This window comes from Mesorhizobium sp. M2A.F.Ca.ET.046.03.2.1, assembly GCF_003952425.1.
In the GTDB taxonomy this organism is placed as follows: Bacteria; Pseudomonadota; Alphaproteobacteria; order Rhizobiales; family Rhizobiaceae; genus Mesorhizobium.
In genome coordinates this window covers 1,631,755-1,645,978 of sequence record NZ_CP034449.1, presented here as the reverse complement: position 1 = coordinate 1,645,978, position 14,224 = coordinate 1,631,755, and the positions used below count along the sequence as shown (strand labels likewise).

The 14,224-nt window shown below is 64.5% G+C and carries 15 protein-coding genes; 3 read left to right on the top strand and 12 right to left on the bottom strand.

What is annotated here, in order from left to right; all coding sequences use genetic code 11:
• Position 1 precedes the first annotated feature (1 nt).
• Positions 2-2,683 carry a bifunctional acetate--CoA ligase family protein/GNAT family N-acetyltransferase gene (locus EJ072_RS07895; RefSeq protein WP_126079214.1) on the top strand — a complete coding sequence of 894 codons (2,682 nt, stop codon included), beginning with the start codon at positions 2-4 and terminating at the stop codon, positions 2,681-2,683.
• Positions 2,684-2,797: 114 nt separating this feature from the next.
• Here EJ072_RS07895 and EJ072_RS07890 read toward each other — a convergent pair whose 3' ends face one another.
• Together EJ072_RS07890 and EJ072_RS07885 are read right to left on the bottom strand one after the other, a co-directional pair.
• Positions 2,798-4,357 carry a bifunctional aminoglycoside phosphotransferase/ATP-binding protein gene (locus EJ072_RS07890; RefSeq protein WP_126079213.1) on the bottom strand — a complete coding sequence of 520 codons (1,560 nt, stop codon included), beginning with the start codon at positions 4,355-4,357 and terminating at the stop codon, positions 2,798-2,800.
• A 64-nt stretch (positions 4,358-4,421) separates the two neighbouring features.
• Positions 4,422-4,820 carry a cytochrome c gene (locus EJ072_RS07885; RefSeq protein ID WP_126079212.1) on the bottom strand — a complete coding sequence of 133 codons (399 nt, stop codon included), beginning with the start codon at positions 4,818-4,820 and terminating at the stop codon, positions 4,422-4,424.
• A gap of 175 nt (positions 4,821-4,995) precedes the next feature.
• Here EJ072_RS07885 and EJ072_RS07880 point away from each other — a divergent pair, with 175 nt between their 5' ends.
• Complete coding sequence (locus EJ072_RS07880; RefSeq protein ID WP_348639280.1) at positions 4,996-5,817, top strand: universal stress protein; 822 nt, start codon at positions 4,996-4,998, stop codon at positions 5,815-5,817.
• Positions 5,818-6,170: 353 nt separating this feature from the next.
• Positions 6,171-6,731, top strand: coding sequence for a sigma-70 family RNA polymerase sigma factor (locus tag EJ072_RS07875; protein WP_126079210.1), 561 nt, complete (start codon positions 6,171-6,173; stop codon positions 6,729-6,731).
• Between the two features lie 6 nt (positions 6,732-6,737).
• On the opposite strand, the gene EJ072_RS35885 is transcribed toward EJ072_RS07875, so the two are convergent.
• From EJ072_RS35885 to EJ072_RS07830, 10 genes are all read right to left on the bottom strand, one after another.
• A complete protein-coding gene (locus tag EJ072_RS35885) occupies positions 6,738-6,905 on the bottom strand; it encodes a hypothetical protein (RefSeq protein WP_189343250.1) in 168 nt (55 codons plus the stop codon).
• Positions 6,906-7,041: 136 nt separating this feature from the next.
• Complete coding sequence (locus EJ072_RS07870; RefSeq protein WP_126079209.1) at positions 7,042-7,227, bottom strand: hypothetical protein; 186 nt, start codon at positions 7,225-7,227, stop codon at positions 7,042-7,044.
• A 143-nt stretch (positions 7,228-7,370) separates the two neighbouring features.
• A complete protein-coding gene (locus EJ072_RS07865; RefSeq protein WP_126079208.1) occupies positions 7,371-7,589 on the bottom strand; it encodes a hypothetical protein in 219 nt (72 codons plus the stop codon).
• Between the two features lie 59 nt (positions 7,590-7,648).
• Positions 7,649-8,563: a class I SAM-dependent methyltransferase gene (locus EJ072_RS07860; RefSeq protein ID WP_245467251.1), complete on the bottom strand. Its 915-nt coding sequence runs from the start codon at positions 8,561-8,563 to the stop codon at positions 7,649-7,651.
• The gene (locus tag EJ072_RS07855) at positions 8,560-9,552 is read right to left on the bottom strand and encodes a GNAT family N-acetyltransferase (RefSeq protein WP_126079207.1); all 993 of its coding nucleotides are present in this window, start codon (positions 9,550-9,552) and stop codon (positions 8,560-8,562) included. The genes EJ072_RS07860 and EJ072_RS07855 overlap by 4 nt, the downstream gene beginning before the upstream one ends.
• Entirely contained in the window at positions 9,552-10,613 is a 1,062-nt protein-coding gene (locus tag EJ072_RS07850) for a glycosyltransferase family 4 protein (protein ID WP_126079206.1), read from the bottom strand. The genes EJ072_RS07855 and EJ072_RS07850 overlap by 1 nt, the downstream gene beginning before the upstream one ends.
• A gap of 15 nt (positions 10,614-10,628) precedes the next feature.
• Positions 10,629-11,564 (bottom strand): beta-xylosidase, encoded by a 936-nt coding sequence (locus EJ072_RS07845; protein WP_126079205.1) that lies wholly within the window; start codon positions 11,562-11,564, stop codon positions 10,629-10,631.
• On the bottom strand, positions 11,557-12,318 hold the full coding sequence (locus EJ072_RS07840) for a TIGR04290 family methyltransferase (RefSeq protein WP_126079204.1): 762 nt from the start codon (positions 12,316-12,318) through the stop codon (positions 11,557-11,559). The genes EJ072_RS07845 and EJ072_RS07840 overlap by 8 nt, the downstream gene beginning before the upstream one ends.
• A gap of 2 nt (positions 12,319-12,320) precedes the next feature.
• Positions 12,321-13,124, bottom strand: a complete 804-nt coding sequence (locus tag EJ072_RS07835) for a sugar phosphate nucleotidyltransferase (RefSeq protein WP_126079203.1) — start codon at positions 13,122-13,124, stop codon at positions 12,321-12,323.
• A complete protein-coding gene (locus EJ072_RS07830) occupies positions 13,124-14,224 on the bottom strand; it encodes a glycosyltransferase (protein WP_126079202.1) in 1,101 nt (366 codons plus the stop codon). The genes EJ072_RS07835 and EJ072_RS07830 overlap by 1 nt, the downstream gene beginning before the upstream one ends.

The following is a 14,224-nucleotide window of genomic DNA, read 5'->3' as shown; positions in this document are numbered from 1 at the left end:
GATGACAATCCGAAATCTTGAATACGCGGTCTCACCGAAATCCGTCGTTGTCGTCGGCGCGACCGAGCGCGTTGGCTCGGTCGGCCGCGTTGTCTTCGACAACATCGTCGGCGGCGGCTTCGAGGGGGAGATCTGGCCGGTCAATCCCAAACATGCGCAGGTGGTCGGCCACCGCTGCTACGGCAGGGTCGCCGATCTGCCGGGGGTTCCCGATCTGGCCGTGATCGTGACCCCTCCCGAGACTGTGCCCGATATCGTGCGGGAACTGGGCGAGAAGGGGACGCGCGCCGCCGTCGTCATCACCGCGGGGCTCAATCACGCCAATGGTCTGCGCCAGGCGATGCTCGATTCGGCCAAGCCCTCGCTCATGCGCATCATTGGCCCGAACACCGTCGGGCTGATGGTTCCCCCGGCGAAGCTCAACGCCGGTTTCGCCCATATGGCGGCGCGGCCCGGGAACATTGCGCTGATCTCGCAGTCCGGCGCCATCGCCACGTCGCTGATCGACTGGGCGGCCGAGAACAATGTCGGCTTTTCCCGGATCATTTCCCTCGGCGACATGGCGGACGTCGATGTCGGCGACTGCCTCGACATGCTGGCGGGCGATTTCCACACGCGAGCAATCGTGATGTATCTCGAAACCATACCCAATCCGCGCAAGTTCATGTCGGCCGCGCGGGCGGCGGCGCGCCTCAAGCCGGTTATCGCGATCAAGCCCGGGCGGCACGAGCAGGCGGCCAGGGCGGCCGCGACGCATACCGGAGCGCTTTCGGGCGCCGACAGGGTGGTCGACGCCGCCTTGCGCAGGGCAGGCGTGCTGCGTGTCGATGATCTCGCCGAGCTGCTCGATGCCGCCGAGACTGTCGCCCGTCACGCTCCCCTCGAGCGGGCGCGGGTCGGCATCGTCACCAATGGCGGCGGGGCCGGCGTGCTTGCCGTCGACAAGATCGTCGATCGTGGAGGCGAGCTGGCCGAACTTGCGCCCTCGACGATCGAGCGGCTCGACCGGGCGCTGCCGCCGACCTGGTCGCATGCGAACCCGGTCGACATCGTCGGTGACGCCGCGCCGGAGCGCTACGGGGCGGCGCTCGAAGCCCTGGCGGCGGATCCGGGGACGGACGTTATCCTGGTCATGAATTGCCCCACCGGGCTCGGTTCCTCGCCGGACGCGGCCAGGAAGGTCGCCGAGCTTGGCGACGACGGCGAGATCGGCGGAAAACCGCTTCTCGCGTGCTGGCTTGGCGAGCATACCGCGCGCCAAGGCCGGCGCGTCCTGACGGAAGCCGGCATCGCGAGCTTCGAGACGCCGGAGGACGCGGCGATCGCGGCGTCCTATCTCGGCGAATGGTCGCGCGCTCAGCGGGCGCTGCTGCGGACTCCCCCGAGCCGGGGTGGCGATCAGGCCGATGGCAAGGCATCGGCGCACGCCATCTTACGGAAGGTGGCCGCCGAAGGGCGACGCATGCTGACGGAGCCGGAAGCAAAAGCGGCGATAGAAGCCTACGGAATCCCCGTGCCGCGAACCATCGTCGCCGGATCCGTCGTGGAAGTGGCCCAGGCCGCCGGCGAGCTTCTCGAAAGCTCTGAAGCAGTGGTCGTCAAATTGCTGTCGAAGGTGGTCTCGCACAAGTCGGATGTCGGCGGCGTGGTCCTCGACATCGCGACCGCGGAGAAGGCCGCGGAGGCCGCCCGGTCGATCGAGACGCGCCTGCGCACGCGGTCGCCGCAGGTGAAGGCGGACGGCTACACGGTGCAAGCCATGGTCGCGCGCAAGCATGCTCAGGAACTCATACTGGGCATGAACCTCGACCCGATGTTCGGCCCGGTCATTCTGTTCGGCGCCGGCGGCACGGCGGTCGAGGTCGTGAACGATACCGCGATCGCCCTGCCGCCGCTTGACGACGTGCTGGCCGGAGACGCGATCGACGCGACCAGGATAGGCCGCCTGCTTGCCGGCTATCGCGATCGCAAGCCGGCCAACCGAGGCGCGATCATCGCCGCGCTGAACGGCCTGTCGCAAATGATCGTCGACTTCCCCTGCCTCGTCTCCCTCGACATCAACCCGCTGCTGGCCGATGCCGAAGGCGTGGTTGCGCTCGATGCGCGTATCGAGATCGACCCGCGACGGGTGGATGAGCCGGCGCCGAACCCGGCGCTTGCCATAAGGCCCTATCCGTCGGGATGGAGCCGCGATCTCCAGTCGGACGGCATGACCTTTCACATCCGGCCGATCATGCCGGCGGACGTGGCGCTTTATCCCGCGTTCCTGGCGAAGATTTCTCCCGACGACCTCAGACTGCGCTTCCTGTCGCTGCGGAAGAACTTCCCGGACCAGATGCTGAAGCGGCTCACACAGCTCGACTACGAGCGCGACATCGCCTTCGTCGCTCTTGAAAAGGACACGGGAGCGCTGGCGGGAATCGGCCGGCTTTCCTGCGATCCGGATCACAGGAGCGGTGAATATGCGCTGCTCGTGCAATCGGACCTGCAAGGCCATGGCCTGGGATGGGATCTGCTGAAACAGGTCATCGACTATGCGAAGGCCGAACGCATCGGCCGCATCGAAGGCACGATCCTCAACGAAAATCGCAAGATGCTCACAATGTGCCTGGAGTTCGGCTTCTCGATCGCGCACCACCCGAGCGAGCCCGGCCTGTCGGTGGCGACGCTGGAAGTCCGCTAGAGCGTTTCACTGTTTCACGAACACGGCGAAAGGCTCTATCTCCTTGTTTTGACGCAATTCCCGACGGAAGACCGCGGACGCTTTTCCCGGAATTGCTCCAAACGGGTGACGGCTTTATGATCCGGTCTTCCTGAAGCCGGCCGCGGATGAAACGGCGCCCTCGACCGAGGCCACCATCTCGGCCGTGATTTCGGTCACCTTGCGGTTGGCCTCGATCTTGCGCCAGGACATCGGACCGGCATCGCGCTGCAATTGCCGCGAAAGGATGTCGATCGTGGCATCGGAGGGGCTGCCCTTGCGCTCGCTGACCCGACGCCAAAGCACCGACGGATCTGCCGCCAGCCAAAATCCCGCAAACGGAACGTTTGTCCCGGTCGCTGCGCGCTCGATCCTGTCGCGATCCTCCGGCCTGTCGAAGACCGCGTCGGCGACGACGCAGCCGCCTTCGGCAAGAATAAGCTCCGCGAGCCAGGCTATCTGGCGGTAGACGCGTTCCGATACGCCGGGCCGGTAGGCCTTGGCCGGCAGCCTCGTTTCGGCCGCCACGCCATGCATGGCCTTGCGGATGCGGTCGCTCTCGACGATCCGGGCGCCGGGCGGCGCGCCGATCTGAGCGGCGAGGGCCTCGGCGACCGTCGTCTTGCCCGAGCCGCTCAATCCGCCGATTGCGACGAGCCGAGGCGGCGTTTCGGCCAGCAGGGTTTGCGCGAGTTGGAAATAGGACCGCGCTTCGGCAACCAGCCTTGCGGAGTCCTGGCTGCCTTCCTCGACCTGCGTCGCGGTCACGTGAGCGCGCACCGCCGCCCGCACCGCCATGAGGAAAGGCAGGAGCACGAAGCCGTCCTCGTCATCGGCATCGTCGAGATAGCGGTTCATCACCAGATTGGCGAATTGCGGAAAACCGCGATGCCACAGATCCATCAGCAGGAATGCGAGATCGTAGAGGACATCGACGGTGGCGATCTGATCATTGAACTCGATGCAATCGAACAGGCGAGGCTCGCCATCGAAGACGCAGATGTTGCGCAGATGCAGGTCGCCATGGCAGCGGCGGACCTTGCCTGCCGCCTCTCGCCGGTCGAGAAGGCCGGCACGGCGGGCGAGGGCGTCGCGAAACGCTGCGTTGAGCGTTTCGATTTCCTTTCCGTTGAACACGTGGCTTGTCGCAAAGCCGGCCGCATTGATTTCGAGAACGCCGCCGATATTCGCCGACCCGCTGCCGGCATGGATCACTTCGGCGCCGCGGTGATAGTGCGCGATCATGCGGGCCACGCCCGTCATCAGCGCGGGTGTCAGTTCCCCCGCCGCGGCCATGCGATCCAGGAGCTTGGACTGGTCGAAGCGGACCATCTCGATGACGGCGTCGACCAGTTCTCCCGGCTCGTCTAGGGCAAGCCGGTCTCCCGCGCGCGCGACGCGGTGGACATCGAGATAGAGGCCGGGCGCTGTCATGGAGTTCAGCTCCACTTCCCTCTCGCACGCGGCGAGCCGCAACGCCGGCGTCGAAAAGTCGACATAGGGCAGCTTGACCGCCCGCTTCATCTTGAATGCGCGCCGCCCGACGAGGAAGATCCGGGAAATATGTGTTTCGATCGTCTCGACCGGACCAACCTCGCCATGGCTGGCAGGGTTCTTCAGCATCTCGACCACGACATCCTGGTTCTCGGTGATCATAAGTGCGTCCTTGACTTGGTTGCGTCATCCCTCGGCCTTGCCGAGTGAAGCTCTATGAGCCTCCCTAGCGTTGGAGCGTCTGGACATAACCTGTGAGGTTTTGGATGCGTTCCGTGGTTACGGCCTCCCCGCCATAGGGACCGTACTTCTTCACGTCGTCAGGCAGGAACTGATTGCCCCACACCGGCATGTCGCGCTCACCATGCGCCGGGACGAGACCGCGACCGTCGATCGTGGCGTAGACCCGCCAGTAGGGAAATTCCCCGCCATTGCGCTTCGTCAGCGTCGTCAGATCGGCGGGGCGCTTGCGCAGCTCATCGGCCAAGGGCCCGTCGCCCTTGCCTTCCACGCCGTGGCAGACCGCGCAGGAATTCAGATATTCCTGCTGTCCATTGCTCATCTGCTGCGCCGCCGCGGCGCTCAGCGTCAGCGCGAAAAGACCAATCGTCGTCCGGAATCTCATTGATCTGCCTCCAGCCATCGGTGTCAGGCTAAACCATGCGACGCGCACGCACGTTGACCGGGATCAATCTTGCGAGGGGGCCATTTGATTCAGCGCAAGGAAGGATTCCAACCGACTCGCTAAGGCTGCATTCCGTGTTTTCGAACAAGGAGCGGCCCCCATGCCATTCAAGACATTGCTCACGGTTACCGGGCCCGATTACGGAAACGATGATCTGAGGCTCTCGGCCGGTCTGTGCGAGGAAATCGACGCGCATCTTTCCCTGCTCGTCGTGGTCATTGCGGCGCCTCCGTCTGGCGGAGAATACGCAGCAGTGGTCTCGCCGGCCTGGCTCGCGGAGCGCGAAGCCGAAATGGAAACCCTGGAGAAGCGCAGTTCGGTGGTATCCAGGATGCTGTCGGAAGGCCCCGTATCGGCCGACCTCGGCAGCGAATACCCGGAGCAGTCCTGGACGGATGAGATCATCGGTCGGCGGGCCCGCTATGCCGACCTGACCATCGTCGGACCGGAGATGCTCGCAAGCGGCTTGCTTAAGGATAAGGTCCTTGCGGGCAGCCTGTTCTCGTCCGGGAAGCCTATCCTGCTGGTCCCTCAGGGAGCGCGCGCGACGTTGAAACCGAAACGCGTCCTTGTCGCCTGGGACGCCAGCCTGGAAGCCTCGCGCGCCGTGCGGGAGGCGCTCGATATCCTGTCATCCGCCGACGAGGTCCGCGTCGCCATGATCGATCCGATCGAAGACGAACGGCATCATGGAGCGGAGCCGGGAGCGGATCTGGCGGCCTATCTCTCCCGGCATGGCGCGAAGGTCGCGGTCGATCGCCTGCCGAGTTCGGGCCATTCTGTCGCCGACATTCTTCGCCAGCATGCCACCGACACCGGGGCCGAGCTCGTGGTCATGGGGGCTTACGGTCATTCCCGGCTGCGCGAGCGGATATTCGGCGGCGTGACCAAGTCCATGATCGAGGACCCGGGGCTGGCGGTTCTTATGGCGCGTTGAAGGCGCATTCGCCGATAGGCCAGATCTCGAGGCTGGTCTGCGCGAGCCCGGAAAGCTCAATCTCGGCAACATTCAACCGCCTATCGTTCTCGTCGTGACCCAGCAGTGGAACAGGCGCGGACAAGGCGCTCAGCTTTGCCTTTCAACTGTCGAAAGATGTCATTGCCGTCCGTGTGGCGCGCATGTCGAGTGACCGCCCCATTGCGGTGCTGCTCCCTGGAGCCCTTGGCCAAAAGTTTTCGGCCGAGCGACGGAAAACAGGAACGTTCCTTTTTCTCAGGCATTCTCCCTAGTCCGCATCTCATCCACTCCTGTTTGCTGGGCCCGGAAAATTGTTACCCAGAGAGCATAATTTGTCCAACCCTGACGCCGGTGAGGTCTCCGTCGTCGATCTTATTCCTGCCTTGCGGGCTTTTGCGCGGACGTTCTGTCGGGTGCCCGACGACGCCGACGATCTCGTGCAGGAGACACTGACCAAGGGGCTTGCCAACCTGGACAAGTTCGAGCCGGGCACGCGGCTGAAGTCCTGGCTCTTCACGATCATGCGCAACACGCATTACACGCGTGTCAAGGCAGCGGCCAGGGAGGCGCCCGGGCTGCTTGACTGCGCCTCCACCCGGCCGATCTCGGAGCCGTCGCAGGATTGGTCCGTCCAAAGCAAGGAAGTGCATCGAGCCATCCAGAAACTGCCGTCCCATCAGCGTGAGGTGCTGGTGCTGATCGGCGTGCTGGGCGTAAGCTACGAAGAAACTGCTGAGATATGCGGTTGCGCTGTCGGCACCGTCAAAAGCCGTCTCAATCGTGCCCGTGCCGGTGTTCTGGAGTTCCTCGGGGAAAGCTCGCCGCAGGCGCTGATCGAGCGACGACGCCAATTTTCGGACGACCATTGGGATACTGAAGGCGCAAGACGCTAAAGCAGCCTACCGGCGCTGAGTTGCTTTCAGGACTTTCGCCTCTCTCATCAGCGAGGCCCAATTCAGACCGAGCAGGGAAACAAGTTCAAGCGCCTGCGTTTCGGTGATGCCCGTCGTTGCGACCAGCCGCCGAATGAGTTCGTCCACTTCCGGAGTTCTGCCATCCTGCGCCATCGGGATGACTCCTAACCGGCTACAACGATTCACTTATGTTAATGTTCCACCGATCTTGCTGGCACGACGACCGCAGGCACTGCCAATGCCCTTCGGCCCGGTCTCGGAGGAATGCCGCATCCTCGCCGCGACGTCGTCAACCGCGCTCGGCCGTCATATCGCCTTTGCGCTTTTCGATCAGCGCGTTCTGCAGTTCGAGTGCAAGCCTGGTCTGCCGGTCAGGGACCTTCTCCCGCTCGATGGCGGTCAACAGGGACGCGATCTCCTGGTCCAGGCTCTGGATTGCCTGGGCGCATAGATCGCGCTGGCTCCGGCGAGACATCGCATTCTCTTAACAATAGAGGCCCCTTCAGATCTCACTGAGGCATACCCGACCAGCCTTTGCAAGGCGCTCGACGCAAGCTGTGGGATTTCGGCATCGCAGTCTTCGGATTTCGGGGCAAAAGGCGATCCGCGAGCATGCACTCATTCCTTCGGCAGACGGTTCGCCGCGTGATCCTGGTACTGATCGGATTTGATCCGGTTGCCGTCGAGGCCGCGTTGCTCCGTATGCTGCTTCTTGTCCCGGTTGGACAGAACCTCGTTCTCGCCGACCATGTCCTTTGCGAGTGTCGTCTTCGCTCCGGTTCCGGAGCCCTTGCCCTGGCTGCCGCGGCCCATATGCTTCTTACCGCTGGTTGCCATTGTTCTTCTCCTGGACTGCCCGCGTGAAACTGTTCGGCGACCGAACTGCCGCGCGCGCGTTATGTTCCGCCGGCAACGCGGATAAGGAAGACCGTGCCGTCCCAACTGCCGAAAGGCATTTCGCCATCGACCAAGACGTCCATGCCAAACGCATGGGCAAGACGGTTGATATCGCGGGAATCGATGTCTGGCGACGCCCGATACGAATAGTTGAGGATTGCCGCCATCCCTTCTGGCCGCAGCACGCGCGAGATCTCGCCGAAATGCCGCTCGGCGACACCGGCGAGCACCAGGTACGGAAAACTGTCGAGAGCCAGCACGCCGTCGAAGCTTTGATCGGCAAAGTCACCGAGATCCAGGCCCGAGGTCAGGCGGAATTCCACATTGGCGACGCCGGCGCATCGCCGGCGCGCGAGGGCGATCATCCGGGGCGAGATATCGATGCCGACGATACGTCCCGCCATGGCGCCAAGCGCATGTTCGAGGCGCCCGATGCCGCAGCCGATGTCCAATATGCGGTTGCGGGTGCCGAGCATGCCTTGCCGTTCCAGCCACAAGGCAATCTCGCCGGTTGTGGCCGAGAGGCTGTCCTCGTCGCCCAGCGACGACAGTTGCACGCTGGCGGCCGGAGATATGGCGGCCGCCCGATCGAATCCGCCGGCCAGCCGCTCGACGGTGATGGCGGCCGTTTCGCCGTTGACGCGGTCATGCGACACGCAGGCAGCGACCCTGCGGACGGCGTCGAAGGCGTCGGCCTTGTCACGCAGCATCGTGGCGATGCCTTCCAGCCAGCGTCGCCGGGGCACATGGCTCGGGCGCATGTCCAGGGCGACATCCGCCAGTTGCGCCGCGCTGGTCGTCTTGTCGACACAGACGGCCAGTTTGGCCAGCGCGTTGTCGACCGAAAGGCCGTCCGCCATGTAATCCTCAATCAGGCGCCTGGCGATCGCACCGGTTTGCCTCGCGGGGGTCACGGCGGCGCGCTCCGCATCCACACCTTTTGCGCTGTCCAGCGGTCGTTCGCGCCCCAGCCATATTTGTAGCCTTCACGGCCGCGCAGGAAATCGAACTCGCGCGCGCCTTCGTTGGCGGCTTCCGCGATGGCATGGCCGATCAGAATCGCGCCGGGGCTTTCCTCGGCATAGGCTGGATCGAAACCGCCGAGATAGGCATAGGCCCTGTCGCGGTGATGAAATCCGTAATAGGCACCGACGACGGCATCGCCGATCTCGATCGTCAGGCATCGCGCCAGGCCGTTATCGGCAAGCCGCGGCAGTGCCCTGCGATGAAATTCCACCGCCAGGTCGGACAGCACGCCCCCGCCATGACCGGCCCAGCGCGCGCCATGCAGCCGGATCAGCCGGTCGAGAAATATCTGCGGATCGGACTCGCCGCGCCTGACGACAACGGCTCCCCTTCGCCGGGCGGCTCGCTCGGCGCGGCGCAACTGACGTCTTCGTCTCGCCGGAACAGAATAGGCCAGGGTTCGATCGCCATCGAGCGGCAGCACGGGACAGGCGGCCTGCGCCATCGACCGGCGCTCTTGCGCATTCGGCAGCTCAAGGCTCAGCGACACGGCATCGGCCGGGAGGTCGGGCAGGATCCATTGCGACCATTCGAGCGAGAGCACCGCGTCGGCAATGGCGGCGCCAGCCTTCGCTTCCAGTTCCGGCACGCACAAGATGTCGAGGTAGTCGCTTAGAGAAATGCCGATGGGCAGCAGGCGCTGACCGCGATCATGCCTTTCGACATAGAGCGGCGCCAGGCCGGCGAGGGCGTCTCCACTCCACACTGCAATGGCCGCAAGGTCGCCGGGCGCGAATGTCCGCCACCACGGAATGAGCCAGGCAGGAGACTGGAACGGCGTGGCCGAGATGCTCCGCCGCCAGAGCCGCCACCAATGCGGCTCCAGGTCCTCGAATGCTCTCGCGTCACGAATGATCTCGGTGCGCAGACCGCCCATCAGCCGGTTCCCAGCAAGGCGCGACGGGTGCCAAGCTTCGCCAGCGCTTCGTAGGCATCCATGTAGGATGCGGTCATGCGCTCAAGCGAGAAGCGGCGACGCGCCTCCGCACGGCATGCCTCGTGGTCCAGGGCTCCGGAAGCGATAATGGCCTTCGCCGTCTCCTCGACGTCATTGACCAGGAACCCGGTCCTGCCGTGCTGGACGACATCGGGAAGGGCGCCGTTCGGGAACGCGACGACCGGTGTGCCGCAGGCGAGCGCCTCCATCGCGACAAGCGAGCTTGTTTCGGGAGCAAGGCTGGGAATGACCAGGCAGCGTGCGGTGTTGAGCAGCCGCCGCTTGGCGCAGAAGCCGAGTGGCCCGAGGAAACGCCGCTGGCGATCGAGCCGAGGGCGGACCTCGTCGGCGAAATAGCGCAGATGGGTTTCGTAGGGATAGACCTGACCGGCGATCGCCAGAGGCATGCCAGCGCGCTTGGCTGCCTCTATCGCGAGATGGATGCCCTTTTCGGGACAGATGCGGCTGAGCACCAGCGCGAAATTGCGCCGCGACCGAAGCTCGTTCAGCGCATGGACATCGACGCCGTTCGGGATAGGCCGTGCAAGTCTCGATCCTGCCGGCGCCGTCCTGTGCTGCGCCGGCGAGACCGCATGCAGCCACAAGTCCTCGCGTGACGGCGCCAGCACCTCGGGCGGGTACCAGCCGAGTGGCAGGTGCAATGTCACCAGGGTGGGACCGTCGTCAGGCAGATAGGCATCGAAATCGATCCCGTGGAGGTGAACGACGTCGATCGGCCAGCGCGCCCGGGCGGTCGCGATCGCATCGCGATGCGCCTGATGAGCTCGGTCCTTCGCCGCCTCATCGAGCACTCCCGCCTCGGCTGGTGTTTCCACCAGGACGCCGGCCGTGCTTGAGCCGTGGCAGGCGACGACAACCGAACGGTGGCCTTTTTCAACCAGCGCCCGATCCAGCGCCGACAGCACCTGCTCGGCCCCGCCGACCGCATCCGGCCCGACGGGCGCGAGAGGGTAGGCGACGTTGAGGACAGTCAGTGTCATCGTTGATCTGGGGCCTCACCAAGCCGCCGACACGCGCTGCGTCGGCGCCATCTCGTCGCCGATCGCGGGAGCATAGCGGCGGATCATCTCCGCGCAGAACTCGGCGAATTCCTCGGGGATCTGGGGTGGGCTGGTGTGGTGAGGCTGCAGGCCCCGATGTTCCGGCGTGAAGCAGAAGGTGACGGTGACGTTGAAGTCGGCCAGCGCTTCCATCTGGCGGTCGAACCAGTCCAGCGCATTCGGCCGAAAACTGTCGGCCCAAGACAGGCCGGTGCGCAGGTGGGTGACACCCAGACGTTCCATCCAGGCAACAGCGTCGTCCAACCGGTGATCCTCATAGTGGAACCACTGCACCAGGCCCATTTGCGGAGTGTGGCGCACGAATTCCTCGAGCGCCGGCTTGGGCGTGCCGTCCTCGCGAAGCAGGCCCATGTAGAAGTGCCTGTAATAGGACGAACCTTCCGCCTCCCGATGGCGCGTCGTCGCTTCCCAGGAGCGCGGCAGATCGTAGAGGCTGTACCACTGAACGCGCGGCGCAAGTCCGAGCAAAAGCTCCGCTGTCCGGCGCAAGCCCCAGACTTGCACCTCCTCGGCGCCAAAGGTCGACACACCGACCTCGCTGACCCAAACCGGAATGTCGGCGACCGTCGCGATCTCTCCGAGCTTGTGCGGCCACTCGTGGATTTGCCAGAGGTTCCAGTCGAGCGGGAAGCCATGCACGGCGACCGCGTCGACATGGTCGAGCACGCCGAACTCCTTCATGCGTGTCATGAACCCGGCATCGATCGGCGAAATGCCGCCCAGCACCTTTGTGATGGCAGGATTTTCCCGGCCGATGGCATCGGCCGCCAGGGTCGCCATTGTGGCAAAACGGCTCCAGTCGGGGTCGAGCTCAGGGTCCCAGTGCGATTTGTTGTTGGGCTCGTTCCAGATCATGGCGGCTTCAATCATGGGTCTCTCCTTTCGAAGGATAGACGGCGGCGCTGCCGGCCGGTTCGCCGGACGCGCGGCAGAAATAGACCTCGTCTTCCGGGTGGAGCAGGATCTCGAACCCGGCGCTGCGCAGCATCGCTTCGGTGCAGGCGCGGTTTGGAATCCACCAGTTGGTCGGGTCGTCCGCATAGCGATGCTCGATGAAGTGCAGCTTCGGAAACTCGGGCTGATCGAAGAGGTCGCGTGTCCAGAAATGGTAGTTCTGCTCAAGCGGCAGGACTTCGTTGCTGCCCCGCTGCATCGACTGGAAGATCATCAGGTCGCTCGCGACATGGCCGCGGATCAGGTCGAGCGCCAGCAACGGGTGGCGCAGGTGGTAAAGCACGCCCATGAACAGCACGATGTCGAAGCGCTCGCCGAGCGAGGCGACGTCGTAGACCGACAGTTCCCGGAACTCGATCTCGCAGTCGGCGATCTCGGCGGCGAAACGCGCCTGGGCGAGATAGGCTTGGTCGAAGTCGATTCCCAGCACGCGATCGGCGCCACGTTTCTTCATTTCGATCGAGTAAAAGCCGGCATTGCAGCCGATATCGAGCACCGACTTGCCCGAAAGATCTGTCGGAATGGCATCCGCGAATTTGCGCCATTTGATCAGCGGATAGTTGCCGAGGAAATGATCGGGAGCAGTCTCCACGCCCGCGAGCTCCATATTGTGGAACCACGGCCCCAATGCGTCGATGCGGCGGCGTATTTCCGTGCTGGAATGCAGCATGGCTAAGCTCCTTCGCCTGGAACGGTTGGCACTGCCGGACAGTCCTGCGATGCGAATGTCGGCAGGGTCCCGTCATCGATGGCGTCGTTGCTTTCGAGCAGCCTGAGCGCCGTGCGATAGCCGTTGAAGGTACCGACATCGACATAGGCCGTCCCCGCCTTGACGCCGTAAGCTTCGCCTCCGCCTGCGAGATAAGCGTTGACCAGCGTGCCGAAATACTCGTCGACGCCGTCGCGCTGGCGCCACAGGGCCGCCAGTTGATGAAAGATACGGCCCGGCATCTTGAAGGCGCCCCAGACCCAGTTTGTCGCGGCGTCAGCTTGCTTGACCTGGATCTGCTCGACCCGCCCGTTCTCGTCGAGGACGACGGCGTCGAACAGTTCCGGGCGATCGACCGGAAACATCAGGAAGGACAGCCGGTCGTCGGCCAGACGGCAGAAGCCGTCTTCAGGGAACCAGATCGTGTCCGGCAGGCCGATCAGGACCGTTTCGTCCGGCGTCACGAGCGGCGCGGCGCGGAAGATCGCGTCGCAGAGTCCGATCGGAGACGGCTGCGCCACGAAGATCGCCGCGGCGTCGCCATAGCCGGCGGCGTAATATTCGAGGATGTCCGACTTGCCGGAACCGATGATGAAGCAGATGCGGTCGACGCCGTTGCGCACCATGCGCCGCACCAGATATTCGCTCACCGCGCAAGGGCGTTCGGTCTGGCCGTCCAGGCGGCTGCCGACCGGCAGCAGCTCCTTGGAGAAACCCAGCGGCTGAATGCGGCTGCCACGACCGGCGGCAGGCACGATGCCAAACATCAGACAGCTTCCTCCATTGTGCCCCTCGACGTGGATGCAAAAGCGTCGTTCAGGATGCGGTCGAGTTCGGCGGCGCGATGCGCTGAGGTATGCTCGTCGAGGACACGCTCCCGGGCGCGGCGGCCGAGCGTTGCGATCTCATTGTCGGACAGGCCAAGCGCGGCAACGACGTCGCCGGTGCTGTGCGCCAACAGAATCTCGCTGCCGGGCGTGAAGAAACTGTCGAGGCCGGCCCAGTCGTCGGAGATGATCGCGGCGCCGCACGCAGCCGCCTCGAACAGACGGCCTGACGGGCACCAGCCCTGTCGCGCCATCGCTTCGCGGGTGACGTTGAGCGTCAGGCGCGAGGAGGAAAAGAAGGCCGGGTGGTCGGCGGGGGGCAGGTGCCTGACGAAATAGATGTTGCTGCTCCAGGGGAAGTCCTGCGGGTACTGCGCCCCGCCTATGACGAAACGGCGGTTCGGCAGTCGGGCCGCTGGAGCGACGAGCAGCCTTTCCACGGCCGCCTGCCGGTCCGCGGCATAGGTGCCGAGATAGGACAGGTCGCATGCGAACTCGGGCCTTGGCTGCGCCGGCCGGTGCCGGTCAGGATCGACATGGCCGTAGAGCGGCAGGACATGACGGGCGCCAAGAATGCTCTTCAGTGTGTCGATCGCCGGCCCTCCGGTATAGCTCAGGACCAGATCGAAATCGCGCAACCCCTTCGGCTCGAAATAGGCCGGGTAATCACCTCGCTCGATGCTCGCCAGCGTCACCGGTGTATCGAGATCGTAAAAGACCTTCAGGCCGCGGCAGCTGTCATTCGCGATCCGCGAGGCCTCGACGGCATCGGGACAATAGGAGGTGACGATGACGACGTCGGCTTCCCGTATCGCAGCCTCGGCCTCCTGGCGGATGTCCTCCCAGTCTGCGTAGAGAACGATATTCCCGCCCTTGAGCCGGTCGATGTCCCTGGCGCCGGCATAGTAGGGCGTATCGCGCTCGAAGAAGCTGATCGACCAGCCAAGCGGCGCCAGAGCGCCGATCAGTCCGCGCCAGAGCGTGGCGTGTCCGTTGCCCCACGAGGATGTGACGGTGAGGCCGAAAATGACCATGCGCAT

What these genes read in the sequence shown, in the direction of transcription:
- EJ072_RS07850 (WP_126079206.1), bottom strand. Translation starts at nt 10,613, where the DNA reads ATGACACTGACTGTCCTCAACGTCGCCTACCCTCTCGCGCCCGTCGGG.
- EJ072_RS07855 (WP_126079207.1), bottom strand. Translation starts at nt 9,552, where the DNA reads ATGGGCGGTCTGCGCACCGAGATCATTCGTGACGCGAGAGCATTCGAG.
- EJ072_RS07895 (WP_126079214.1), top strand. Translation starts at nt 2, where the DNA reads ATGACAATCCGAAATCTTGAATACGCGGTCTCACCGAAATCCGTCGTT.
- EJ072_RS07835 (WP_126079203.1), bottom strand. Translation starts at nt 13,124, where the DNA reads ATGTTTGGCATCGTGCCTGCCGCCGGTCGTGGCAGCCGCATTCAGCCG.
- EJ072_RS07840 (WP_126079204.1), bottom strand. Translation starts at nt 12,318, where the DNA reads ATGCTGCATTCCAGCACGGAAATACGCCGCCGCATCGACGCATTGGGG.
- EJ072_RS07885 (WP_126079212.1), bottom strand. Translation starts at nt 4,820, where the DNA reads ATGAGATTCCGGACGACGATTGGTCTTTTCGCGCTGACGCTGAGCGCC.
- EJ072_RS07845 (WP_126079205.1), bottom strand. Translation starts at nt 11,564, where the DNA reads ATGATTGAAGCCGCCATGATCTGGAACGAGCCCAACAACAAATCGCAC.
- EJ072_RS07830 (WP_126079202.1), bottom strand. Translation starts at nt 14,224, where the DNA reads ATGCGCATGGTCATTTTCGGCCTCACCGTCACATCCTCGTGGGGCAAC.
- EJ072_RS07870 (WP_126079209.1), bottom strand. Translation starts at nt 7,227, where the DNA reads ATGTCTCGCCGGAGCCAGCGCGATCTATGCGCCCAGGCAATCCAGAGC.
- EJ072_RS35885 (WP_189343250.1), bottom strand. Translation starts at nt 6,905, where the DNA reads ATGGCGCAGGATGGCAGAACTCCGGAAGTGGACGAACTCATTCGGCGG.
- EJ072_RS07890 (WP_126079213.1), bottom strand. Translation starts at nt 4,357, where the DNA reads ATGATCACCGAGAACCAGGATGTCGTGGTCGAGATGCTGAAGAACCCT.
- EJ072_RS07865 (WP_126079208.1), bottom strand. Translation starts at nt 7,589, where the DNA reads ATGGCAACCAGCGGTAAGAAGCATATGGGCCGCGGCAGCCAGGGCAAG.